A 23,097-nucleotide genomic window follows, 5' to 3' on the forward strand; every position below is an offset into this window, starting at 1 on the left:
ACAGTTCGAGATGACACATCGGGTGGTGGATCTGCCGGCGTGGTGGATCATCCGGCGAGGACGAGGTGAACGAGGGCCATGGATCTCGGTACTGTCGACGACATTCTCGTTCCCGGCTCCCGCGCGGACCTTCCGCCCGGACGCCCGGACACCGCTGTGCTCGCGGGAGGTACCTGGCTGTTCTCGGAGAAACAGGACCACCTGGCAACTCTCGTCGATGTCACCGCCTTGGGCTGGGAGCCGTTGACCGTCACCGAGACCGGACTCGAGATCGCCGCGACGTGCACCATCGAAACTTTGGCGCGCTACACCTCACCGTGGCCGGCCACCGCATTGTTTCCCCGCTGCGCAGCAGCGTTGTTGGCCTCGTTCAAGATCTGGAAGACCGCCACGGTCGGCGGCAACATCGCGCTGGCCCTGCCTGCCGGTGCGATGATCTCGCTGACTGCAGCTCTCGACGGGGTCGGGCAAGTGTGGTCGGGTGATGGGCCCGATCACGACTACCGCATCGCGATCGCAGACCTGGTCACGGGCCCGCACACCAACGCCCTTCGACCGGGAGACGTGCTGCGCAGCATCGAGATTCCGCTGCACGCACTCCAGTCGAGAACGGCGATGCGCAAGCTCGCACTGTCGCCGCTGGGCCGATCGGCCGCCGTGGTGATCGGGCGGGTCGACGAGGGCGGCGAATTCGTTCTCACCGTCAGCGCGTCGACCGTCCGTCCGTTCGTTCTGCGCTTTCCGAGCCTGCCGACGGCGGGCGAACTCGACGACGCGCTCGCCGCCACCATCGGTCCCCAGCACTGGTACGACGACCCCCACGGGGCTCCGGACTGGCGCCGTCACATCAGTTGCACTGCAGCGCAGCAGATTCGCGAGGAGTTGTCATGATCGTGGACATCAACGGTGTACCGACCGATGTCACTCCGCGGCCCGGTCAGTGCCTGCGCACCATGCTCCGTGAACACGACCACTTCGAGGTGAAGAAAGGATGCGACGCGGGCGACTGCGGCGCATGCTCGGTGCTCGTCGACGGCGAACCGGTGCACTCGTGCATCTTTCCCGCGTTCCGTGCCGCCAACCGGTCCGTCACCACCGTCGCGGGGCTCGGCACACCGGACGACCTCCATCCGATGCAGAGGCGATTCGTCGACGCCGCCGGGTTCCAGTGCGGATTCTGCACTGCGGGAATGGTCGTCACCGCCTCGACACTGACCGAGGACGATCTGGACGAGCTTCCCGAACGGCTGAAGGGAAACCTGTGTCGCTGCACCGGGTATCGCGCCGTGTCCGACGCCGTCTGCGGGGTGGTCAACACCGAGAAGTCCGTCGACGGTCCGGCGTGTGGACGATCCGTCGCGGCACCCGCCAGCACCCGCATCGTCACCGGAACCGAGCCCTACACACTCGACCACACCCCTCCCGGGTTGCTGCACGCCAGTGTTCTTGGAAGTCCACACGCGCATGCCCGGATAGTCTCCATCGATACCACCGCGGCGGAGCAGGTACCGGGGGTGCACCTGATCCTGACTGCGAAAGACAGCCCGGCGACGGCCTTCTCGACGGCCCGCCACGACCGCCGCGTCGACGATCCGGACGACACCCATGTTCTCGATACCGTCGTGCGCTTCATCGGCCAGCGGGTGGCCATCGTGGTCGCAGAATCGGTCGCAGCAGCCGAGGAGGGATGCCGCGCTCTTGTCGTCGAGTACGACGTGCTGCCCGCAGTGTTCGATCCGGAGTCCTCGCTCGCACCCGATGCGCCGAGGATCCACGGGGACAAGGACGCGTCGGCTCGCATCGCGGATCCGTCTCGCAATCTGGTGGCCGAACTGCACGGCAGTACCGGAGACGTCGAGGCTGCAGTTCGCGACGCGGCGGCGGTCGTCACCGGCCGCTGGACCACTCAGCGGATACAGCACGTACACCTGGAAACCCACGGCACCATCGGCTGGTTGGACGAGACCGGAAAGTTGAATCTGCGCACCAGCACTCAGGTTCCGTTTCTGGTGCGCGACGAGATCTGCGAGATCTTCGGTTTGGCACGCGATCGCGTCCGCGTGTTCACCGCGCGCGTCGGCGGCGGGTTCGGCGGCAAGCAGGAGTTGCTCACCGAAGATGTCGTGACGCTGGCAGTACTACGCACCGGTCGACCGATTCAGTTCGAGTTCACCCGCACGGACGAGTTCACCGTCGCACCGTGTCGTCATCCGTTCCGGGTCGACGTCACGGCAGCCGCGAGCGCCGACGGCACGTTGACCGCCCTGTCGATCGACGTTCTCACCGACGCCGGTGCCTACGGCAACCACAGTGCAGGCGTGATGTTCCACGGCTGCGGCGAGTCGGTGGCGATCTACCGGTGTGCCAACAAGCGGGTCGACGCGAAAACCGTGTACACCAACAACATTCCGTCCGGAGCTTTCCGCGGCTACGGGCTGGGACAGGTGATGTTCGCGATCGAATCGGCGATGGACGATCTGGCGCGGGAGATCGACGTCGACCCGTTCGAGTTCCGCAGACGCAACGTCATCGTCCCCGGCGACGACATCGTCGCCGCCCATCACGAAGAAGACGACCTGCAGTTCGGCAGCTACGGCCTCGATCAGTGCATCGACCTCGCCGAAGCCGCTCTGCGACGGGGCAACGGCGAGCACGCCCCGGCGGGCTGGAAGGTCGGCGAAGGAATGGCGGTGGCCATGATCGCGACCATTCCGCCGCGTGGTCACCGGGCCGAGACCTCGGTGGCACTGCTGTCCGAGGGTCGGTACGAGATACGCGTCGGGACTGCGGAATTCGGCAACGGAACCACCACCGTCCACACTCAGATCGCGGCCAGCGAACTGGGCACGTCCGTCGACCGCATCGGAGTCGATCAATCCGACACGGACTCGGTCACGTACGACACGGGCGCTTTCGGTTCGGCGGGCACCGTGGTGGCAGGCAAGGCCCTGTATGCGGCGGTTCGCGCGATGTCGGCTCGGATCCTGGATCTGGCCGCCACCGCGACCGGACACCGGAATTCGGACTGCACCCTCGGACCGGAGGGAGTCCGCTGCGGAGATCGCTTCGTCACCCTCGACGACGTTCTGGCGATGGCGGGAGGCACCCTCGTCACCGCGGGCAACAGCGGCGGACTGCCGCGTTCGCTGGCGTTCAACGTGCACGCGTTCCGGGTAGCGGTGCACGAGGAGACCGGCACCGTGAAAATACTGCAGTCGGTGCAGAGCGCCGACGCCGGAACCGTGATGAATCCACAGCAGTGCCGTGGGCAGGTCGAGGGCGGCGTCGCACAGGCGATCGGTAGCGCACTGTACGAGGAGATCCGCACCGACGGTGCGGGTCTGGTCACCACGGACTCGATTCGCAGCTACCACGTTCCGCAGTTCGCGGACATTCCTCCCACGGAAGTTCTGTTCGCCGACACCTACGACCGTCTCGGCCCGTTCGGCGCGAAATCGATGAGCGAGTCTCCGTACAATCCCGTGGCACCGGCCTTGGCCAACGCGATCCGTGACGCTGTCGGTACCCGACTGTACGACCTACCGATGTCCTCGGACCGCGTGTGGCGGGCGGTCAGCGGTCGTAGAACGTCTGCAGAATGATCGTGCTGCGCGTCTGCACATTGGCGGTGGCCCGGATCTCCTGCAGCAAACGTTCCAGCGCGCGCGGGGACTCGACTCGGACCAACAGGACGTAGCTTTCCTCACCGGCAACCGAGTGGCACGACTCGATGGCCGACAGATGCTTCAACCTGGCGGGGGCATCGTCCGGTTGGGCCGGATCGATCGGAGTGATGGCCACGAACGCCGACAGCGGACGACCGAGGGCTTCCGGATCGACCTGCGCCGTGTACCCACGAATGACGCGTCGGGATTCCAGCCGTCGAACTCTGGATTGAACGGCCGAGACGGACAGGGAAGCCTTCTCCGCCAACGTCGCCAAAGTAGCGCGGCCGTCGGAGACAAGCTCGTCGATGATCAAGCGATCGACGCGATCGAGATTTTCACTCACCTGCGCAATGTAGCCCAGATCGGCGACGAATCAGCGCAGGCGTCCGTTTCTGCTGGTCGAATCGGTGCTTGCGCCTCTTTCTGCTCGAACACCGGAGGTCACACGAAAAGCGGCGGTAGGGCGAGGACCATGACCGCCGACCAACTGACGTGCGTGAGGATCGGTGCCAGAATTCCACCGGACGCGCGCCGCTGCAGGCCCATCACGTAGCCGAGAAGTACCGCGGCGAAGCCGAGCATCGGGTTGCCCGACGCGAGGGTGGCGATGGCGTAGACGACCGTCGAGATGATCACCGGATGCTTGACGCCGATGGCCGAGTACAGCGCTCCGCGGAAGAAGATCTCCTCGGCCACGCCGTTGAGCAGGGCGATGAACACGATGAGCACCAACGAACCCACCCGGGCGTGCGCGAGCACGTTCTCGGTGAAATCGGCGAGCGGCGGAATCTGCCGCACCACGAGACCGCCGAGCATGAACACCCCGCCGACGGCGAGACCGATCAGGATGGGCGTGACGATCGGCCGCCTGATCGATCCCCCGACCTGGATGCGTCCGAGATGCAGCGGACCGGAGAGAAACCCGCCCACCGTCCACACCCCGGCCAACAGCAGAGTCAGTGCGTAGAACACCGGGTCGCCCGGCTCGACCTTGAGCGAGAAGTAGAGCACCGTGGCACCGATCACCAGGGTGATCAGCACGACGATTCGGCGCTTACGAAACGCTGCGTCGGACTGTCGGTGATCGCGCTCGACCGGATCGACCAGAGCGGACTTCATCACGTTGAGTGCGGTCGTGGACCACGTTCCCATCACGCCTCCTCGGTATCGGTCAGTCGGCGCACGACCGACCTCGCACGTCGATTCACGTCGGCCACCACGTCGAGATTGGTACGCACCGCTGCCGCAACGGGCTTCGAGTACAGCAGTCGACGCCCACCGAGTGCTTCGATCAACCCCCAGGTGCGGTCGGAGGACGCCGCGACGCCGCGACGTCTGATCCCCAGAGCGTCACCGCCGCTCCACGCTGCGTCGGTGCTCGCGAGCCGGAGTGGATCCTTCAGCGCACACACACCGGGAGGGTCACCGACCGTTCCCAGCACACTACGGGCCATGGCGTCGGCAATCGTGGTGAGACCTCGGCGGGGGTCGGGTACGAGCTCACGAATCCGACTTTCCGACGTCGTCATCGTGTTGTGCAGCGAACCGACGAGATCCTCGGCGAGTCCGGCGGGAACCGGAATGATCTTTCCGATGACCTTGCCTGCGAGCGAGGTCGGCACCAGCGGCACCGGAACACCGATGCGCTGGAGACCGGCAGCTTCGACGTACGCGAACACCAGATCTCGATACGGCACCACATCCGGCCCACCGATGTCGTAGGAACCCGCGGGAACCGAGTCGGCGTCGGCGGACGCGAGCAGGTAGTGCAGCACGTCGTCGACGGCGATGGGCTGCACGGGCTCGGCGAGCCAGCTCGGCAGAGGCAGCACCGGCAGGCGGTCCGCCAGGTAGCGCAACATCTCGTACGACGTCGAACCTGCACCCAGGACGATGGCCGCTCTGAGCCAGACCAGCTCGACGCCGTCCACCGTCAGAGCCTCGCCGACGTCTGCCCGGCTCGCGAGATGCTCCGACAGGTGGTCGTCGTCGGGTACGAAACCGCCGAGGTACACGATTCGGCGTACTCCCGCCCGTGCGGCAGCCGCCGCGAACTGCTCGGCGGATCGCCGATCCTGCGCGCGATAATCGGACTCGCCGATGGCGTGCACGAGGTAATAGGCCACATCGATGTCACCGGATTCAGCCAACGCGGTAGCGCAGGACTGCTCGTCGGTGACGTCGAGCGATACTGCGGTGACGGAGTCGAAGAAGTCGAAGGTCCGCAGGTTGTCCGGTGTCCGGGAGCCGACCACGACCTCGGCCTCGTCGGCCAACAGAGCTGCCACCAACCGCGACCCGATGTACCCGCTGGCACCGGTGACGAGAGCTCTCATGCTTCGAGGCTAACGGCACTCGAGGCGTTGTGTCGGTGTGGCATTGTCGCTCCTATGGCTCTGGTCTTGGCAGGTGTGGTTCTCCCCGATCCCCTCGGTACCGAAACGGTGCTCCGACGAGGAGTCGCGGTCGCTCGGGCCGGTGCGGGCTGGATGCTCACCACGACCGCTTTCGCGCTTACCCTGCCCGGCCGAATCGAAGCACTGTTGACGCGTATTGAGATGTTGATGACACGCATCGATCACGTGATCGACTCCGCCGACGCCGTGGTCGCCCGCGTGCAGCGGACAACCGGGGCCGCGGACGAGGTGGTCGCGTCGGCGTCGGTCGCCTCGCACACCGCGCTGGAGCTGATCGAGTTGTTCGATCCCATCGCCAAGAAATCCGAACCCATGGCACGAAAGTTCGTCGACAACCTCTCCGAAGAGGAAGTCGACGCCGCGATCGCCATGGTCGATCAACTGCCCGGGCTCCTCGATCACATGGAAGCGCTGCTTCCCATTCTCGCCACGCTCGACACGGTGTCCCCCGAGATTCACGAGCTCCTCGGAGTCACCAAGGACGTTCGACGCGCGGTCATCGGCATTCCAGGGTTCAAGTTCTTCCGCAATCGCGGCGAGGACAAGCTCGCCGACGAAGAACGCGACTCGGAGAACTAACGCACTCGACCTCGGCGCTTCCGGACGATCTTCGCGCGCAGTCGTGTCCACCAGGACGGCGCATCCGAACCCGTCGCAGTCGTGGGTGTCGCGGCCGACTGCGAGCGATGCTCACGCTCCAGTCGGTCGACATCGGCGCGGTTGATCCGCCAGCTCTCCATCCACGTCTCGACATCGACCGGGCCCAGCGGCACGATCGGCGGCGTCGGGAACCGGATCCAGTCGACGATGCGAGCGTTCAACTCGTCCAACACCTCTCGCGCCGAATCCTCGCGCCTGATACCGATCAGTGTCGACGGCAGCCGCTCGATCTCCTTGCGTAGCTGCAGTGCGGTGGGCAGCAACGCATCGGCAGGCAGGTTCTCACGTTTCAAGTAACCGCGGACCCACCACAGCTCGTCTCCGGGATCGCCGACCGGGATCGGCTTGCCGGTGCCCTCGAGGCCCTCGAACGCACCGTTGTCCTGCGCCTCACGAATCTGCTTGTCCACCCAGGACTCGAACGTGACTCCTGGCTTCTTGCGTTCGGTCACCCCATCGACTGTAGATCCGGTGCCAGGCTCTGCGCCACGTCTGCCGCAAACACGACGAAGCCCCGACCCAGTGCGCGGGCCGGGGCTGTCGTCGTACAGCGGTGCTGGTCAGCCGTACTCGGCGACCAATCGATCGAATTCTTCACGGTCGATGACCTGTGGCTCGTTGATGGCGAGCGCCTGCGCGTACTTGCTCGCCAGGTGGTAGTCGCGACCGAGTGGCCCATGCTCGGCATCGTCCTCGTCGGATTGGATGCTCGCGCCCGGAGGCACCTCGTTCTGCAGGCCATTGGTCTTGCTGCCGAGCAGAGCGTCGAGCTTCGCGGAAATCTTCTGCATGGTCTCTTGGTCGTCGGTCATGGAATCGGTGTACCCGAATCGCTCGAATCGACACCGTTCCGCGGCCGGGGAACTGCGTGAGGATTATCTGTCGGTGCCCGGGGGCATGATGATGGGATGGCCAGGCACAGTACGGGCACCGACGCCGCGAACGAGCTGTCGGTGATGAAGAAGCTGTCGCGGCCCACCCGTGAGTGGTTCACCGGAGCCTTTCCAGCTCCTACGTCCGCGCAATTGGGCGCGTGGTCGTCGATCTCGAGCGGTTCACATACCCTCGTGGTCGCTCCGACGGGTTCGGGTAAGACGCTCTCGGCCTTCCTGTGGGCCTTGGACGAGCTGGCGCAACTGGGCGCGGACAGCACCCGCAAGACCAAGGTCCTCTACATCTCGCCGCTCAAGGCTCTGGCAGTGGACGTCGAGCGCAACCTGCGAGCTCCTCTCGTCGGCATCACCCAGACCGCCAAGCGCCTCGGGCTGAACCCACCCGAGATCTCGGTCGGAGTGCGATCCGGCGACACCAGCGCTGCCGACCGCCGGAACATGATCAAGACTCCCCCGGACATCCTGATCACCACTCCGGAATCACTGTTCCTCATGCTCACCTCGGCTGCCCGCGACATCCTCGCCGAGGTCGACACCGTGATCGTCGACGAGGTACACGCCGTTGCAGGCACCAAACGTGGCGCGCACCTCGCGGTGTCCCTCGAGCGGCTCGACGCGATGCTGGACAAGCCTGCCCAGCGCATCGGCTTGTCGGCGACGGTGCGCCCCCACGAAGAAGTGGGCCGCTTCCTGGCCGGCGCAGCCCCCATCGAGATCGTCGCCCCGCCCGCTCCGAAGACCTTCGACCTGACGGTTCAGGTGCCCGTGGAGGACATGACCGAACTGGGCGTGAGCGACCCGAATGCCGACACCTCCGCCGCTCCCCCGGCTCAGGGATCGATCTGGCCGCACGTCGAGGAGAAGATGGTCGATCTCATCCTCGAGCACAAGTCGTGCATCGTGTTCGCCAATTCTCGTCGTCTTGCCGAACGACTGACCGCGCGGCTCAACGAGGTCTACGCCGAGCGGATCGGCGGCGAGGTGGCGACCGAACACAAGCCGCCGTCCCAGGTCGGTACCGCATCCGACGTCAACCACGGTGCCGATCCCCTGCTGGCCCGAGCCCATCACGGCAGTGTCAGCAAGGATCAGCGTGCGCTGATCGAAGACGATCTCAAGACCGGCAGGCTGCGCTGCGTCGTCGCCACCAGCAGCCTCGAACTCGGAATCGACATGGGCGCAGTCGATCTGGTCGTCCAGGTCGAAGCACCACCATCGGTGGCGAGTGGGTTGCAACGCGTCGGACGCGCGGGCCATCAGGTCGGCGAGATTTCCAAGGGCGTGCTGTTCCCCAAGCACCGCACCGACCTGATCCACTGCGCCGTGACCGTCGAACGCATGACGTCGGGCAAGATCGAGGCCCTCTTCGTCCCGGCCAATCCCCTCGACGTCCTCGCCCAGCAGACCGTCGCGGCGTGCGCACTCGAACCCATCGACGCCGAGGACTGGTTCGAATCAGTTCGTCGCACCGGCAGTTTCGCCACTCTGCCTCGTTCGGCGTACGAGTCGACCCTCGACCTGCTCTCGGGTCGCTACCCCTCGGACGAGTTCGCGGAACTGCGGCCGCGGCTGGTGTGGGATCGCGACGCGAACACTCTCACCGGCCGTCCCGGCTCGCAACGGCTGGCCGTCACCTCCGGTGGCACCATCCCCGACCGCGGCCTGTTCACCGTGTACATGGTGGGCGAAAAGCAGTCCAGGGTGGGCGAACTCGACGAGGAGATGGTCTACGAATCGCGAGTGGGCGACGTGTTCGCTCTCGGTGCCACCAGTTGGCGAATCGAGGAGATCACCCACGATCGGGTGCTCGTCAGCCCGGCGTACGGCCAACCCGGACGGCTCCCCTTCTGGCACGGCGACGGACTGGGCCGGCCGGCCGAACTGGGTCAAGCTCTGGGCGAGTTCCTGCGAAGCACCACCGATCGCAGCAACTTGGCCGAGCGGCTGAGCTCCGACGGTCTCGACGCCAACGCCGTGAACAACCTCATCGCCCTGCTCGACGAGCAACTTGAGGCCACCGGCCAGCTCCCCACCGACAAGACGATGATCGTCGAGCGGTTCCGCGACGAACTGGGCGACTGGCGGCTCGTGCTGCATTCCACCTACGGCCAGCAGGTGCATGCGCCGTGGGCGCTAGCGGTCGGCGCGAGGCTGATCGAGAGATACGGCATCGACGCCGCCCCCACCGCATCCGACGACGGCATCATCGTCCGGCTCCCCGATACCGACGATCAGCCGCCCGGCGCGGAACTGTTCGTGTTCGAGCGCGACGAGATCGCAGACATCGTCACCGAGCAGGTCGGCGGGTCGGCCTTGTTCGCATCGCGATTCCGCGAATGTGCCGCGCGGGCACTGCTACTCCCCCGCCGCAACCCGGGTAAACGAGCGCCGCTGTGGCAGCAGCGCCAGCGTTCGGCTCAGCTGCTCGACGTGGCACGCAAGTACCCGACGTTCCCGATCCTGCTCGAGACCGTCCGCGAATGCCTCCAGGACGTCTACGACCTCCCCGCCCTCGAAGACATCCTGGCCAGAATCGGTCGGCGCCAAATCAGGATCGTCGACGTCGAGACACCATCGCCGTCACCGTTCGCCAATTCGCTGCTGTTCAACTACGTCGGCGCATTCATGTACGAGGGCGACAGCCCCCTGGCCGAACGCCGGGCCGCCGCACTGTCGCTCGACTCCGCGCTTCTCGCCGAGCTACTCGGACGCGTCGAACTGCGAGAACTGCTCGACGACAGTGTCATCACCACCACCGAACTCGAACTACAGCGCCTCCCCGAGGACCGCCACGCCAAGGACATCGAAGGTGTCGCAGACCTCCTGCGACTGCTCGGTCCGCTGACCGTCGACGAAGTCGGCCTCCGAACCGACGGCGACGAATACCCGCAGTGGCTCACCGAACTCGCCGATGCCAAAAGGGCAATGGAGGTCTCGTTCGCCGGCCAGAACTGGTGGACGGCGATCGAGGACGCCGCTCGGCTACGCGACGCGTTGGGCGTCCCGCTCCCGATCGGCACCCCGGCCGCCTTCATCGAACCCGTCGACGACCCGCTGGTCGACCTGATCAGCCGGTACGCCCGAACGCACGGGCCGTTCACCCTCGACGACGCCGCGGCGCGATTCGGCGTCGGTACCGCCGTGGTACGGGACGTCCTGCGCAGACTGGCCGTCGACAAACGAGTCGTCGAAGGCGAATTCCGTCCCGGCGCAACGGGTAGCGAATGGTGCGACGCCGAGGTCCTCCGGCGTCTACGCCGTCGCTCACTCGCTGCTGCTCGGCAGGAAGTCGAACCCGTCTCCACCGCCACCCTCGGCCGCTTCCTGCCGGCGTGGCAGCACGTGGACAGCCGACGCCTCAGCGGAATCGACGGCGTCGCGACCGTGATCGAACAGCTTGCGGGCGTGCCTGTTCCGGCGTCGGCCTGGGAATCTCTCGTCCTCTCCTCGCGGGTGACCGACTACAGCCCGGCGATGCTCGACGAACTCACCTCCACCGGTGAGGTGTTGTGGTCGGGACACGGCGCGATCTCGTCCAAGGACGGCTGGGTGAGCCTGCACATGGCCGACACCGCCCCGCTCACCCTCGTGCCTGCAGCCGAATCCGACCTGTCGGAGTTGCAGATTCGCATACAGGACGCCGTCGCGGGCGGCGGCGCGTACTTCTTCCGGCAGCTCTCCGACACCGTCGGCAGTACCGACGACACCGCCCTGCAGGCTGCACTGTGGGAGTTGGTGTGGGCGGGCCGTCTGAGCAACGACACGTTCGCTCCGCTGCGCGCCCTGTTGAACTCCACGACCACCCGCTCGGCCCCGAGTCATAGAGCACCTCGTCGTACGCCGCGGTTGCGCTCGTACCGGCAGTTCGAGCGCCCTGCTCTTCCGACCCGCACCGGTCCGCCGACTGCGGGTGGACGATGGTCACGATTACCCGAACTCGAACCCGACCTCACCGTCCGCGCCCATGCGACCGCCGACGTACTGCTCGAACGCTACGGCGTGGTGACCCGCGGTTCGGTGATGAACGAGGGTGTGCCGGGCGGGTTCGCCACGATGTACAAGGTGCTCACCGGATTCGAGGATTCCGGCCGCTGCCGTCGCGGCTATTTCGTCGATTCACTCGGCGGTGCGCAGTTCTCCACGTCCGACGTGGTCGACCGGCTACGCAGCTACGACGAACCGAAGAAGAATTCCAGCGCTGTGGTGCTCGCGTCGTGCGATCCGGCCAACCCCTACGGCGGAGCACTGCCCTGGCCGAAGGCCGGCAGCGGCGAGGTCGGTGTCGGAGAGAAGCCGGACGAGACGACGAAGCATCGCCCGGGTCGCAAAGCCGGCGCACTGGTCGTACTCGTCCGAGGCGAATTGACGATGTTCGTCGAACGCGGCGGAAAGTCGGTGCTGACGTTCGGTGAAAATGCCGAGGACGTCGGCGCTGCGGCAACCGCATTGGCGGCCACCGTTCGACGCGGCGGTGTCGACAAGTTGCTCGTCGAGCGGATAAACGGTCACGACATCCACGGCACGGATTTCTCCAGGACCCTGACCGAAGCAGGTTTCTCGGCAACACCACGAGGGCTTCGCTTACGCCGCTGAATCATCCGTGACCGACGAAGAACAGCAGAGAGGACACCAACTCCGATGCCCGAGGGCGATACCGTCTGGCGCGCAGCCAACACCCTGCGCGCCGCGCTGGAGGGCCAGCAGCTCACCACCTGCGACATTCGCGTACCCCGTTACGCCACAGTCGACTTCACCGGCGAGACCGTCGACTCCGTTGCCTCACGCGGGAAGCATCTGCTGATTCGAGTGGGCGGCTACTCCATCCATTCGCATCTGAAGATGGAGGGCACCTGGCACGTCTACGCACCCGGCGCTCGGTGGCGTCGCCCGGCATTCCAGGCGCGCATCATCTTGAACACCGCGAACGCGCAGGCCATCGGGTTCGAGCTCGGAGTGCTCGACATCATCGAGGACGAGGAGGAGGCCGTCGGATACCTCGGACCGGACCTGCTCGGTACGGACTGGGACCCCGACGTCGCTCTGTCCAGGCTGGCATCGGATCCGGCCCGGCCGATAGGGCTCGCACTGCTCGATCAACGCAACATCGCCGGGCTCGGCAATGTCTATCGCAACGAGATCTGTTTTCTGCGCGGAATCGACCCTCGCACACCGGTCGGCGACGCCGGCGACCTGAAGAAGACGATCGACCTGTCCTATCGATTGATCATGGCCAACAAGGATCGAAACCAGCGCGTCACTACCGGGGATCGGCGCCCGGGCCGACACTTCTGGGTGTACGGGCGCGAGAACAAGCCGTGTCGACGCTGTGGAAACACCATCGAATTCGGTCTGATCGGTGACAACCCGCTCGAGGAACGGCAGATCTATCACTGCCCGCACTGTCAGAACTGAGGTGTGGCGAGAACGTCCGGTCCATGGTGTCCTTTTCGACGAACCCCGTTCGTCCTTCGTGTGTAGGTCGGCGAACGGCGCCGACCACGACGATTCTCAGGAGCTCACCATGACCGCATACGCAGCCATCGTCTACACCCATGATGCCGACTGGACCTCACCCGACGTGGCGGAAGAGATGGCCGAATACGGTGCATTCAGTGCCGCGGCCGGACCCGCGATCATCGGCGGCGCGGTACTTCACCCCACGTCGACCGCCACCACGGTGCGTGTGTCGGGTGGGAAGGGCGGCGACGTCCTGACGACGGACGGTCCGTTCGCCGAAGCAAAAGAGGTACTCGCGGGGTTCTTCCTTCTCGAGGCACAGAACCTTGACGCGGCAATTGCATTGGCAGCACAGATCCCCGCGGCGTGGAACGGAGCAATCGAAGTGCGGCCGATCATCCCGATGGCTCGGTGAGCACACCGGCCGAGCACCTGGCGGCCGTGGTCCGTGACGAGGGTCGCCGAGTTCTGGCGACCCTCGTGCGGATCACCGGCAGCCTTTCCGTCGCCGAAGACGCAGTCTCCGAAGCCGTGGTGGCAGCACTCGCCCACTGGCCTCGGTCGGGTGTCCCCGACAACCCACGCGCCTGGCTCACGACCGTGGCTCGCAACAAGGCGCTCGACATCGTCAGACGAGAGGCCGGGCGCAGCGCCAAGGAACGGGAGGCAGCGAATCTAGCGCTGCTGAAACAGGATTGGAGTGAGAGCGATCAGAACTCGGTCGGCGACGACCTGCTGCGGTTGGTCTTCACCTGCTGCCACCCGACGCTCTCCGTCGAGGCGCAGGTGGCGCTGACCCTGCGCACCCTCTGTGGGCTCGCCACTGCCGACATCGCCCGCCTGATGCTCGTGCCGGAGGCCACCATGGCCAAACGGCTCACGCGCGCGAAGAAGAAGATCGCCACCGCCAACATTCCGTACCGAGTACCGGATTCGGCGGAGTTGCCGCAACGACTCGAGGCGGTGGCCACCACGGTGTATCTGCTCTTCACCGCCGGGCATCTCGGCGGCGAGACTCTGGTGCGACCTCAGCTGTGCGACGAAGCAATTCGGCTGGCCCGCCTGATGATCGACCTCATGCCGGACGAGCCGTCACTTCAGGGGCTGTTGGCGCTGATGTTGTTCACGGACTCGCGCCGAGCCACGAGGACCGACGGGGAGGGTGGCCTGGTCAGGCTCGAAGATCAGGACCGCTCTCGCTGGAACAGGGAGGCGATCGAGGAGGGCATGCAGTGGATGGACAGTGCGCTGCGGCGCAACGACACCCAACCCAGCCGGTACACCATCCAGGCAGCCATCGCAGCATGTCACTCCGGCGCAGCGACGTACGCCGACACCGATTGGCCTCGGATAGTCGTGCTGTACGACGCGCTTGCGGTTGTGGAGAACACACCGATCGTGGCACTCAACCGAGGTGTTGCCATCGGTGAAAGCCAGGGTCCTGCCGCCGGGCTCGATGCACTCGACGCCATCGAGTCTCTGACCGGGCTTCATCTCTGGCATGCCTGTCGAGCTGTGATGCTCGATCGACTCGGCCGGGCGGAGGAGGCCAGAGCTGCGCGAAGAACCGCTCTGACTCTCGACCCATCGCCGGCAGAAAGGGCGTTCCTTCGAGCGCAACTCGACTCGCCTTCGCGCCCTGATCAGCACCGCGGCGAACAAATCTGACGGCTCGTTGTCAGCGAAGACCAAGCCTGCTCACAGCTTCGCCGATCACCATGGACCGCATGTTGACATTGGCGATACTCACCCTGCTGGTCATGGCCGTCTCCGGCGCAACGGCGGCTCGCGCACCCCGGACGCTGGTCAGACTGCGTTAGATCGTTCGAACCGGCTCGAGGATTTCCTGTCGGGCCTCCGGCGCGACGACACGCAGGGCGTCCGCCGATGCGTCGTCGGGCTGACGCTGCGATTCGATTTCGGCCTCCACCCGGGCTCGGTAGGTCTCGACTTCGCGATCGACCATGGCCTCGTCCCACCCCAGGACCGGCGCGATCAACGCCGCCACCTGACCCGCGCAGTTCATCCCGCGATGCGAGTACTCGATGGAGATCCGGGTACGACGCGACAGCACGTCCTCGAGATGCAGCGCGCCCTCCGCCGCTGCGGCGTACACCACCTCCACCTGGAGGTATGCCGGCGCGTCGGTGAGTGGTTGCAGCAGTTCGGGTTTACCGTCGGCCATGGCCAGCACCTCGTCGATCAACGAACCGTATCGATCGAGCAGATGCGTTACCCGATGCGGATGCAGGTTGTACATCTCACCCAGGTGCGGTGCCTGATTGACCAGCGCGAAGTAGCCGTCGGCACCGACGAGGGGCACCTTCTCGGTGATCGAGGACGCCACCCGCACCGGGATGTCCTCCGCCGCCAGATCGACGGCATCCTCGGCCATCACCCGATAGGTCGTGTACTTGCCGCCGGCGATGGCGATGAGTCCCGGCGCAACACGAGCGACCGCGTGCTCGCGCGAGAGCTTCGAGGTCTCGTCGCTCTCGCCGGCCAGCAGCGGGCGCAGACCCGCGTAGACACCGTCGATGTCCTCGTGGGTGAGCGGCGTGACGAGGACGCCGTTGACCTCGCCCAGGATGTAGTCGATGTCGGCCTTGGTCGCGGCCGGATGCGCGAGATCGAGATTCCAGTCGGTGTCGGTGGTGCCGATGATCCAGTGCGCACCCCACGGGATGATGAAGAGTACGGATTTCTCGGTGCGCAGAATGATCGCGGCTTCGCTGACGATCCGATCCCGCGGCACCACGATGTGCACGCCCTTCGAGGCACGTACCCGAAACCGTCCGCGCATGTTCGACAGCGACTGGATCTCGTCGGTCCAGACCCCGGTGGCGTTGATCACCACGTGTGCGCGCACGTCGGTCGTGGCACCGGTCTCCGAATCACGTACTCGCACACCCGATACCCGATCGGCCTCCCGCAGGAAACCGACCACCTGTGTCGACGTACGCACCACAGCGCCGTAGTGGGCGGCCGTTCTGGCAACGGTCATGGTGTGCCGGGCGTCGTCGACGACGGTGTCGTAGTACCGAATTCCGCCGATCAACGACTTACGCTTGATTCCGGGCGACATGCGCAGCGCGCCGGATCGCGTCAGGTGCTTCTGTTGCGGCACCGATTTGGCCCCGCCCATGCGGTCGTACAGGAAGATGCCCGCGGCGATGTAGGGCCGCTCCCACAACCGATGCGTCAACGGGAAGAGGAATTTCAGCGGCTTGACCAAGTGCGGCGCGAGCGTGGACAGGGAGAGTTCGCGTTCGTGCAGCGCCTCGCGCACGAGCCCGAACTCGAGCTGCTCGAGGTAGCGAAGCCCGCCGTGGAACATCTTGGACGAGCGAGACGACGTTCCCGACGCGTAGTCGCGGGCCTCGACCAGCGCCACCTTGAGTCCGCGCGTCGCCGCGTCGAGAGCCGCACCGGAGCCGACGACGCCACCGCCGATCACCACCACGTCGAACTGCTCGGTTCCGAGCTGGCCCCACGCCTCCACCCGCTGCTCGGGTCCGAGGAACTTCGTATTCGATCGGTTGCTCATCTCGAACGCTCCCTCTCCTTCGAAAATCCTCGCGCAATGCGTGCATGTCAGGCTACCGCCCCAGGTCCTTCGGGCGCAGAACCTGCCGGGCCCGGATCGCGCGGGTCAGAGCATCCCGGTCAGAGCACTCGGGCCGAGGCCGAGTGCGCGGTGCCCAGTCGACGCACTGCTTCCTCCAGCACGGACGGTGTCGATCCGGCGAAGCTCAGCCGGAGCGAGTGACGGTACCGCGCGGCCGAAGCGAACGCACTGCCGGGCACGAAGGCCACTCCGTGGTCGAGCGCCGAATCGAGCAACTCGCTGCTGTCCGTCCCGTCCCGAAAGGAGGCCCACGCGAACATCCCGCCTTCGGGGCGAGAGACGGTGAGCCGAGATCCGAACTCGGCGGCCAGAGCGGACGTCAATGCCGTTGCGCGACTGCCGTACTCACGCCGCAGAACGGTCAGGTGCGCATCGAGCCAGGTGGTGTCGGCGAGCATCTCCGCTGCCATCAACTGTGTCATCGAGGATCCACACAGATCCGCGCCTTGCTTGAGCAGTTCCACTGCCGCACAGACGCCGGGCGGGGCGACGAACCAGCCGACCCGGAGCGTCGGTGCCAGGATCTTCGACGCACTCGACAGTCGGATGACGCGGTCGCTGTGACACGCGATCGGCAGCGGTGGGGCCTCGATACCGGATTCAGTTGTGTCGAAACAGATCTCACCGTAGGGGTCGTCCTCGATCACCCAGAATCCGTAGCGATCCGCCAGCGCCGCGAGGTGGCGTCGACGCTGCTCGCTCATCGTGACTCCGCGCGGATTGTGGAAGTTCGCGACGGTGTGCACCAGCGCGGGCCGCAGCCCCGCCGCCAGCCTGCGTTCGAGTTCCTCGGTGTCCATTCCGGTATCGGTGATGGGAATGGACTCGATGCGCGCTTCGGCGATCGAGAAGACCTGCAGCGCACCGGTGTACGCGGGCTCGTCGACCACGACGGGAGCGCCCGGGTCGATCAGGGCCTGCGCGAGCAACGTCAGCGCCTGTTGCGAACCGTGCGTCACGATGACGGACTCGACCGGAACGGGGACTCCCCCGCGAGCGTGCGCTTCCCTGGCCGCAATGACGCTCCGCAGCGTGCGATGGCCGGATGTCTCGCAGTACTGCACCGCGTCGGGGCGGCGAACCACGGCCTCAGCGGCTGCGGCGATGCGGTCGATCGGTATCAGGTCGGTGGCCGGTAGACCTCCGGCCAGGCTGATGACATCGTCGCGTGCGGTGAGAGCGAGGAGGTCACGAATGGCCGAGCTGGTGAGCGATGCGGTGCGTCCGGCCAAGCCGGCGGGAAGATACGTGGAGGACATGAGAGAGACTCCGGGGCAGCAGGAATGGGAGTACGGCCCGCGGATCCGCTGAGTCGAAGAAGGAGCGGACGGGTGTGTCCGCTCCTTCGACTGTCTCACGTGCTACCGAAATATGAAACGCAGTTCTCGCATTGTGAGATCAGTCCAGATCGTCGTGCGCCATCAGCTGACGCGCGGCCTCGATGACCGAACCGGACAGCGACGGGTACACCGAGAACGTGTTCGCCAGGTCGTTCACCGAGAGGTTGTTCTGCACGGCCATCGCGATGGGCAGGATCAGCTCCGACGCACTCGGGGCGACCACAACGCCACCGATGACGACGCCGGTGGCCGGGCGGCAGAAGATCTTCACGAAACCACGCTTGAGTCCACTCATCTTCGCTCGCGGATTTGTGGTCAGTGGCAGCATCACCACGCGCGCGGGTACATCACCGGCGTCGATCTTGGACTGCGCGACGCCGACCGACGCGATCTCGGGCCGAGTGAACACCGCCGAGGCCACGGTCTTGAGCTTGATCGGGCTGACGGCCTGGCCCAGTGCGTGATACATCGCAATACGTCCCTGCATCGCCGCGACCGAGGCCAGCGGCAGCAGACCGGTGCAGTCACCGGCTGCATAGATGCCCGCGACGGCAGTACGCGAGACGCGATCCACCCGCAGGTATCCGCCCTTGTCGAGTTCGATGCCGACGTTCTCGAGTCCCAGACCGGAGGTGTTGGGCACCGACCCGACGGTCATCAGCGCGTGACTGCCCTCGACGGTGCGGCCGTCCGAGAGCGTGACGAGAACACCGTTTTCGGTGCGGACCACGGAGTCGGCGCGGGCATGCTTGACGAGGGTGACGCCACGTTCGTTGAACGCGTCCTCGAGCACCAGCGCGGCATCCTCGTCCTCGTGCGGAAGGACGCGGTCGCGGCTCGAGACCGCGGTGACCTTGACGCCCATCTCGGTGTAGGCGGAGACGAACTCGGCACCGGTCACACCGGATCCGACGACAACCAGGTGCTCGGGGAGGGCCTCGAGGTCGTAGAGCTGACGCCAGTTGAGGATGCGCTCGCCGTCGGGCTCGGCTCCCTTGACCACGCGGGGCCGGGCCCCGGTCGCGATGAGGACGACATCGGCGTCGAGGATGCGCTCTTCACCATCGGCGAGCACCGCCTTGATCTGGTGCGAGGCCATCCCCACGTGGGAGTCGATCATCTCGGCGCGCCCGGCCAGCAGCTGCACGCCGACGGACCTGACGCGCTGGGCGATGTCGGAGGACTGCGCCTGCGCGAGGCTCTTCACTCGGTCGTGAATCTTCGGCAGCGCCACGGCGGCCTGCGACGGATCGAGGGAGATGCCGAGGTCACTGGCTCGACGCATCTCGGTGCGAATGCCGGTCGACGCGATGAACGTCTTCGACGGCACGCAGTCCCAGAGAACGCAGGCACCGCCGATACCGTCGGAATCGACGAGCGTCACCTCTCCGCCGTGCTGTGCGGCAACCAACGCTGCTTCGTACCCTGCCGGACCACCACCGATGATCACAATCCGGGTCATTGATCCTCTTCTCGCATGCTCGAAATCTCTCGCTGTGTCGCGTCAACGGTATTCCAGAGGCTGCCCCCGCGCGTCGGTAGGGCTGGCTTCGTTCGCCCGACAGGAGGTCGGACCTGGGGCGACGCACCGAAACACGACCACGAGGCGTCAGTGGGCACCGATACGGTTTAGGCTGGCCGACGTGCCAATTTATGCCGCCTACGGATCGAACATGCATCCGGAGCAGATGTTGCAGCGATGCCCACACTCGCCCCTGTCGGGAACCGGGTGGCTGCACGGATGGCGGTTGACCTTCGGCGGCGGCGACATCGGCTGGGAAGGCGCGCTGGCCACGGTCGTGGAGGATCCCGACTCACAGGTCTTCGTCGTGCTCTACGACGTATCCGAGGAGGACGAGGAGAGCCTGGATCGCTGGGAGGGCTCCGAACTCGGCATTCATCGCAAGATCCGGCTGCGCATCGAGACCGGCCGGGAGCCGGTGCTCGCGTGGATGTACGTGCTCGACGCCTACGAGGGTGGCCTGCCGTCCGCGCGTTACCTCGGCGTCATGGCAGAGGCAGCCGAAATCGCCGGTGCCCCAGCCGAATACGTGCGAGACCTACGAACCCGCAACAGCCGCAACGTCGGTCCCGGTACCGCCTCGTAGCCGGCGGTACCGCTCAGAAGTAGTTCTTCATGACCGACGCCACCCACGTCGGCTCGGCCACGTCCTCACGCGCCGGGACCATGGACTGCAGGAACGGCTTGACGTCGAACACCGGTGAGCCGTCGATCGCGTCGAGACCTCGGACTCGGATGCGCAATCCGTCCACGTCGACGATCTGGCACCGCGACACCCCGAGATGATTGGGCCGGTCCTTGACCCGTTGAGCGAGGACGCCCACCCGAGGAAGCGTCGTGTCGCCACGAGGGTGGCGCGAGCCGGTGGTCGTCGCGGCCGGATCACACAGGTGGAAGCCGTAGACCACCTCGAGGTGGGAGAACTCGGCGAGACCGAGGGTCGCGTCGACGTCGAGCACACTCTCGTCGAGGTCGATGACGGACTCGACCGCTCCCCAGTTGTCGTCCACCACCTCGTCCCGATCGGATCGAACCATCCCGATCGGCGACACGTCGAAGGCCATCTCGTCCCCTGCCTCTAGTTCGGATCCAGCGCGATGCCGGTCATCACCTTCACGCCCACCGCCAGTGCTCGTTCGTCGAGATCGAAGGTGGGTTGGTGGATGTCGAGTTGCGGGCCGGTGCCCGGCCACACACCGAGTCGAGCCATCGCGCCCGGCACTCGTTCGAGGTACCACGAGAAATCCTCGCCGCCGCCGGACTGGGCGGTATCGGCCAGCGCGTCGGGTCCGACCCTGCCGATCGCCTTCTCGAACGTGTGCGTGGACGCCGGATCGTTGACCACCGGAGGCACGCCGCGACGGTAGTGCAGCTCGAAGCGGACACCTGTCGGTGCGAGCAATCCGGTGACGATCTCGCGGACCAGCGGTTCGAGCAATGCCCAGGTCTCGTGGTCGCCGGTGCGGACGGTGCCGGTCAGCATGCCGGTCTGCGGAATGGCGTTGGGGGCCTGGCCCGCGACCACCGCTCCCCACACCATGACCGTGCTGGTCCGCGGGTCGACACGCCTGCTCAACATTCCGGGTAGGCCGGTGATGACGGTGCCCAATGCATAGATGAGATCGGTGGTCAGGTGCGGCCGAGACGTGTGTCCGCCGGGTGAATCCAGGCGCAGCTCGACGGTGTCGGCAGCAGAGGTGATCGCGCCCAGGCGCACGCCGACCTGCCCCACTTCGAGCCGCGGATCACAGTGCAGCGCAAAGATCTTGGTGACGCCGTCGAGCGCTCCCGCGGCCACCGCGTCGAGGGCACCGCCCGGCATGACCTCCTCGGCGGGCTGAAAGATCAGGCGTACCCCGTGCTGCAGGTCCGGCAGCGACGCCAGCGCCAGCCCGGTCGCGAGCAGCACCGTGGTGTGTGCGTCGTGCCCACAGGCGTGCGACACCCCCGGCACGGTCGACGAGTACTCCGCGCCGGTGTTCTCCTGCAGCGGCAGGGCGTCCATGTCCGCCCGCAACGCCACCCGGGGACCGTCGGGTCCGATGTCGCAGATCAAGCCGGTTCCGCCGGGGAGCGGCTTGGGCGACAGACCTGCTGCTTCGAGATGCTCCATCACGAACGCGGTGGTACCGAATTCGCGTCGAGCAAGTTCCGGATTGGCGTGAATGTGCCGACGCCACAGCGACAGATCTGCCGTGTGCGCGTGAATCCACCGATCGATCGCGTCTTCGCGGATACTCACGACTGCGCCGCCGAGCGGGCGATCACGCCGTCGAGCAGGCGGGCGCGAGTACCGGGGTCGGCTGCGGCACGCGCGGCGGTTCTGGCGAGACCGAGAGCGCCGTCGAGCAAGGCTCGATCGGCCGACTCGGTGACACACGCGGCGGCGAACTCCGGCTGATGCGTCACCGCCCCTCCTGCATCGAGTCCGACGACGGGATGAATACCGGGTAGAACATTCGTCACGTTTCCCATGTCTGTGCTGCCCAACGGGCGAAATCCTTCCAAATCCGGAGCCAGGGGCGATCGGCCCAACGCTTCGATCTCCTGCCGAAAAGCCGCGACCAGCCACGAATCCGGCGTCAACGCCGCATAGGTGGGCGACACCGTACGGATCTCGTGTGTGCACCCGGTGGCGATGGCTCCCGCCTCGAAACACGCGTACGTCTTGGCCGTCAGAGCGTGGAGCGATTCGGTGGTGTTCGCGCGCAGGTAGTAGAGCAACTCGGCGTGGCCGGGCACGATGTTCGGTGCCACACCCCCGTCACTGACGATGCCGTGCAACTGCTGACCCGGCGAGAGGTGCTGACGCAGCAGCCCGAGTGCCACCTGACTGATGGTCACCGCATCGCCTGCGTTGATTCCCCATTCGGGAGCTGCCGACGCGTGCGCGGCCCGGCCGGTGAACTTCACGGCGATGTCCGCCAGCGCCAGCGAGGTTGCGCCCACGATGTCGAAGGGGCCGGGATGGACCATCAACGCCGCGCCGACACCGTCGAACACCCCACGCTCGAGCATCAACACCTTGCCGCCGCCGGTCTCCTCGGCCGGGGTACCGAGCACACGCACGGTGATGCCGAGAGCGTCGGCGACCGGAGCGAGCGCGAGCGCAGCACCCACGGCCGAGGCCGCGATGATGTTGTGCCCACACGCATGCCCGATCTCGGGCAGGGCGTCGTACTCCGCACAGATCCCGATCACCAGATCGCCGCTGCCGACCGACGCGGTGAACGCGGTGTCCATACCTGCGACGGCCGTCTCGACCTCGAAATCGTGGGCTCGGAGCGTGTCGAGGATCTTGGCGACGCTGCGATGTTCGGCGAACGCGAGCTCCGGTTCCGCGTGAATCGAGTGCGAGAGCGCGACCACTTCGTCGGTCGCGGCGGCCAGGGCGCGGTCCATCACCTCGCCCACGTCGGCACTGTTCGATTCGTCGATCACGAGAGACAGTGTGTCACTAGCGCGGCCGACTGTCGGAACAGCTGTGCTTCAGTCGCGGGCGAAGACGGTCC

At 66.1% G+C, this 23,097-nt stretch carries 19 protein-coding genes; 8 read left to right on the forward strand and 11 right to left on the reverse strand.

Annotated elements, in window-relative coordinates; genetic code table 11:
- The first annotated feature begins 78 nt into the window (after positions 1-78).
- Together MTX34_RS01045 and MTX34_RS01050 are read left to right on the forward strand one after the other, a co-directional pair.
- Complete coding sequence (locus tag MTX34_RS01045; RefSeq protein ID WP_243608143.1) at positions 79-891, forward strand: FAD binding domain-containing protein; 813 nt, start codon at positions 79-81, stop codon at positions 889-891.
- On the forward strand, positions 888-3,602 hold the full coding sequence (locus MTX34_RS01050) for a molybdopterin cofactor-binding domain-containing protein (protein ID WP_243608144.1): 2,715 nt from the start codon (positions 888-890) through the stop codon (positions 3,600-3,602). Before MTX34_RS01045 ends, MTX34_RS01050 begins: the two co-directional genes overlap by 4 nt.
- Here the strand turns inward: MTX34_RS01050 and MTX34_RS01055 are convergent.
- The 3 genes from MTX34_RS01055 to MTX34_RS01065 all read right to left on the reverse strand — a co-directional run bounded on the left by MTX34_RS01055 (position 3,574) and on the right by MTX34_RS01065 (position 6,004).
- Positions 3,574-4,011, reverse strand: coding sequence for an Lrp/AsnC family transcriptional regulator (locus tag MTX34_RS01055; RefSeq protein WP_032376860.1), 438 nt, complete (start codon positions 4,009-4,011; stop codon positions 3,574-3,576). The genes MTX34_RS01050 and MTX34_RS01055 overlap by 29 nt on opposite strands.
- A gap of 98 nt (positions 4,012-4,109) precedes the next feature.
- A complete protein-coding gene (locus tag MTX34_RS01060) occupies positions 4,110-4,820 on the reverse strand; it encodes a CPBP family intramembrane glutamic endopeptidase (RefSeq protein ID WP_094611703.1) in 711 nt (236 codons plus the stop codon).
- Positions 4,820-6,004 carry an NAD(P)H-binding protein gene (locus MTX34_RS01065; protein ID WP_243594861.1) on the reverse strand — a complete coding sequence of 395 codons (1,185 nt, stop codon included), beginning with the start codon at positions 6,002-6,004 and terminating at the stop codon, positions 4,820-4,822. Before MTX34_RS01065 ends, MTX34_RS01060 begins: the two co-directional genes overlap by 1 nt.
- A 54-nt stretch (positions 6,005-6,058) precedes the next feature.
- Between MTX34_RS01065 and MTX34_RS01070 the strand changes: the two genes are divergently transcribed.
- The gene (locus MTX34_RS01070; protein ID WP_243608145.1) at positions 6,059-6,664 is read left to right on the forward strand and encodes a ribulose 1,5-bisphosphate carboxylase large subunit; all 606 of its coding nucleotides are present in this window, start codon (positions 6,059-6,061) and stop codon (positions 6,662-6,664) included.
- On the opposite strand, the gene MTX34_RS01075 is transcribed toward MTX34_RS01070, so the two are convergent.
- Positions 6,661-7,197: a DUF1992 domain-containing protein gene (locus MTX34_RS01075; protein ID WP_243594859.1), complete on the reverse strand. Its 537-nt coding sequence runs from the start codon at positions 7,195-7,197 to the stop codon at positions 6,661-6,663. The genes MTX34_RS01070 and MTX34_RS01075 overlap by 4 nt on opposite strands.
- Positions 7,198-7,305: 108 nt before the next feature.
- A complete protein-coding gene (locus tag MTX34_RS01080) occupies positions 7,306-7,557 on the reverse strand; it encodes a modification methylase HgiDII (RefSeq protein ID WP_243594858.1) in 252 nt (83 codons plus the stop codon).
- A 96-nt stretch (positions 7,558-7,653) separates the two neighbouring features.
- On the opposite strand from MTX34_RS01080, the gene MTX34_RS01085 reads away from it, so the two are divergent.
- From MTX34_RS01085 to MTX34_RS01100, 4 genes are all read left to right on the forward strand, one after another.
- The gene (locus MTX34_RS01085; protein WP_374638795.1) at positions 7,654-12,231 is read left to right on the forward strand and encodes an ATP-dependent helicase; all 4,578 of its coding nucleotides are present in this window, start codon (positions 7,654-7,656) and stop codon (positions 12,229-12,231) included.
- A 45-nt stretch (positions 12,232-12,276) separates the two neighbouring features.
- Complete coding sequence (locus MTX34_RS01090) at positions 12,277-13,050, forward strand: DNA-formamidopyrimidine glycosylase family protein (RefSeq protein WP_243594857.1); 774 nt, start codon at positions 12,277-12,279, stop codon at positions 13,048-13,050.
- Positions 13,051-13,159: 109 nt separating this feature from the next.
- Positions 13,160-13,510 carry a YciI family protein gene (locus tag MTX34_RS01095; RefSeq protein WP_243608146.1) on the forward strand — a complete coding sequence of 117 codons (351 nt, stop codon included), beginning with the start codon at positions 13,160-13,162 and terminating at the stop codon, positions 13,508-13,510.
- Positions 13,507-14,763, forward strand: coding sequence for an RNA polymerase sigma factor (locus MTX34_RS01100; RefSeq protein ID WP_243608147.1), 1,257 nt, complete (start codon positions 13,507-13,509; stop codon positions 14,761-14,763). Before MTX34_RS01095 ends, MTX34_RS01100 begins: the two co-directional genes overlap by 4 nt.
- A gap of 148 nt (positions 14,764-14,911) precedes the next feature.
- Here the strand turns inward: MTX34_RS01100 and glpD are convergent, their stop codons facing one another.
- The 3 genes from glpD to MTX34_RS01115 all read right to left on the reverse strand — a co-directional run bounded on the left by glpD (position 14,912) and on the right by MTX34_RS01115 (position 19,525).
- Positions 14,912-16,642 (reverse strand): glycerol-3-phosphate dehydrogenase, encoded by a 1,731-nt coding sequence (gene glpD, locus MTX34_RS01105; protein ID WP_243608148.1) that lies wholly within the window; start codon positions 16,640-16,642, stop codon positions 14,912-14,914.
- 119 nt (positions 16,643-16,761) lie between these two features.
- Entirely contained in the window at positions 16,762-17,982 is a 1,221-nt protein-coding gene (locus MTX34_RS01110; RefSeq protein ID WP_243608149.1) for a PLP-dependent aminotransferase family protein, read from the reverse strand.
- Positions 17,983-18,121: 139 nt separating this feature from the next.
- Complete coding sequence (locus tag MTX34_RS01115) at positions 18,122-19,525, reverse strand: NAD(P)H-quinone dehydrogenase (RefSeq protein WP_243594852.1); 1,404 nt, start codon at positions 19,523-19,525, stop codon at positions 18,122-18,124.
- A 181-nt stretch (positions 19,526-19,706) separates the two neighbouring features.
- On the opposite strand from MTX34_RS01115, the gene MTX34_RS01120 reads away from it, so the two are divergent.
- Complete coding sequence (locus MTX34_RS01120) at positions 19,707-20,171, forward strand: gamma-glutamylcyclotransferase (protein ID WP_037188123.1); 465 nt, start codon at positions 19,707-19,709, stop codon at positions 20,169-20,171.
- 13 nt (positions 20,172-20,184) lie between these two features.
- Here MTX34_RS01120 and MTX34_RS01125 read toward each other — a convergent pair whose 3' ends face one another.
- From MTX34_RS01125 to MTX34_RS01135, 3 genes are read right to left on the reverse strand one after another with little or no spacing between them, the layout of a single operon-like run.
- Positions 20,185-20,649, reverse strand: coding sequence for a TrmO family methyltransferase (locus MTX34_RS01125; protein ID WP_243608150.1), 465 nt, complete (start codon positions 20,647-20,649; stop codon positions 20,185-20,187).
- 14 nt (positions 20,650-20,663) lie between these two features.
- Positions 20,664-21,827 (reverse strand): M20 family metallopeptidase, encoded by a 1,164-nt coding sequence (locus MTX34_RS01130; RefSeq protein WP_243594850.1) that lies wholly within the window; start codon positions 21,825-21,827, stop codon positions 20,664-20,666.
- Entirely contained in the window at positions 21,824-22,987 is a 1,164-nt protein-coding gene (locus tag MTX34_RS01135) for a M20 family metallopeptidase (RefSeq protein ID WP_243608450.1), read from the reverse strand. Before MTX34_RS01135 ends, MTX34_RS01130 begins: the two co-directional genes overlap by 4 nt.
- Positions 22,988-23,097: the final 110 nt, after the last annotated feature.

The organism is Rhodococcus sp. ARC_M5, assembly GCF_022810405.1.
Lineage (GTDB): Bacteria > Actinomycetota > Actinomycetes > Mycobacteriales > Mycobacteriaceae > Rhodococcoides > Rhodococcoides navarretei.

Coding starts and splice junctions, on each gene's coding strand:
- MTX34_RS01045 (WP_243608143.1), top strand. CDS start 79: ATGGATCTCGGTACTGTCGACGACATTCTCGTTCCCGGCTCCCGCGCG.
- MTX34_RS01050 (WP_243608144.1), top strand. CDS start 888: ATGATCGTGGACATCAACGGTGTACCGACCGATGTCACTCCGCGGCCC.
- MTX34_RS01060 (WP_094611703.1), bottom strand. CDS start 4,820: ATGGGAACGTGGTCCACGACCGCACTCAACGTGATGAAGTCCGCTCTG.
- MTX34_RS01065 (WP_243594861.1), bottom strand. CDS start 6,004: ATGAGAGCTCTCGTCACCGGTGCCAGCGGGTACATCGGGTCGCGGTTG.
- MTX34_RS01070 (WP_243608145.1), top strand. CDS start 6,059: ATGGCTCTGGTCTTGGCAGGTGTGGTTCTCCCCGATCCCCTCGGTACC.
- MTX34_RS01080 (WP_243594858.1), bottom strand. CDS start 7,557: ATGACCGACGACCAAGAGACCATGCAGAAGATTTCCGCGAAGCTCGAC.
- MTX34_RS01085 (WP_374638795.1), top strand. CDS start 7,654: ATGGCCAGGCACAGTACGGGCACCGACGCCGCGAACGAGCTGTCGGTG.
- MTX34_RS01090 (WP_243594857.1), top strand. CDS start 12,277: ATGCCCGAGGGCGATACCGTCTGGCGCGCAGCCAACACCCTGCGCGCC.
- MTX34_RS01095 (WP_243608146.1), top strand. CDS start 13,160: ATGACCGCATACGCAGCCATCGTCTACACCCATGATGCCGACTGGACC.
- glpD (WP_243608148.1), bottom strand. CDS start 16,642: ATGAGCAACCGATCGAATACGAAGTTCCTCGGACCCGAGCAGCGGGTG.
- MTX34_RS01110 (WP_243608149.1), bottom strand. CDS start 17,982: ATGTCCTCCACGTATCTTCCCGCCGGCTTGGCCGGACGCACCGCATCG.
- MTX34_RS01115 (WP_243594852.1), bottom strand. CDS start 19,525: ATGACCCGGATTGTGATCATCGGTGGTGGTCCGGCAGGGTACGAAGCA.
- MTX34_RS01125 (WP_243608150.1), bottom strand. CDS start 20,649: ATGGCCTTCGACGTGTCGCCGATCGGGATGGTTCGATCCGATCGGGAC.
- MTX34_RS01135 (WP_243608450.1), bottom strand. CDS start 22,987: ATGGACCGCGCCCTGGCCGCCGCGACCGACGAAGTGGTCGCGCTCTCG.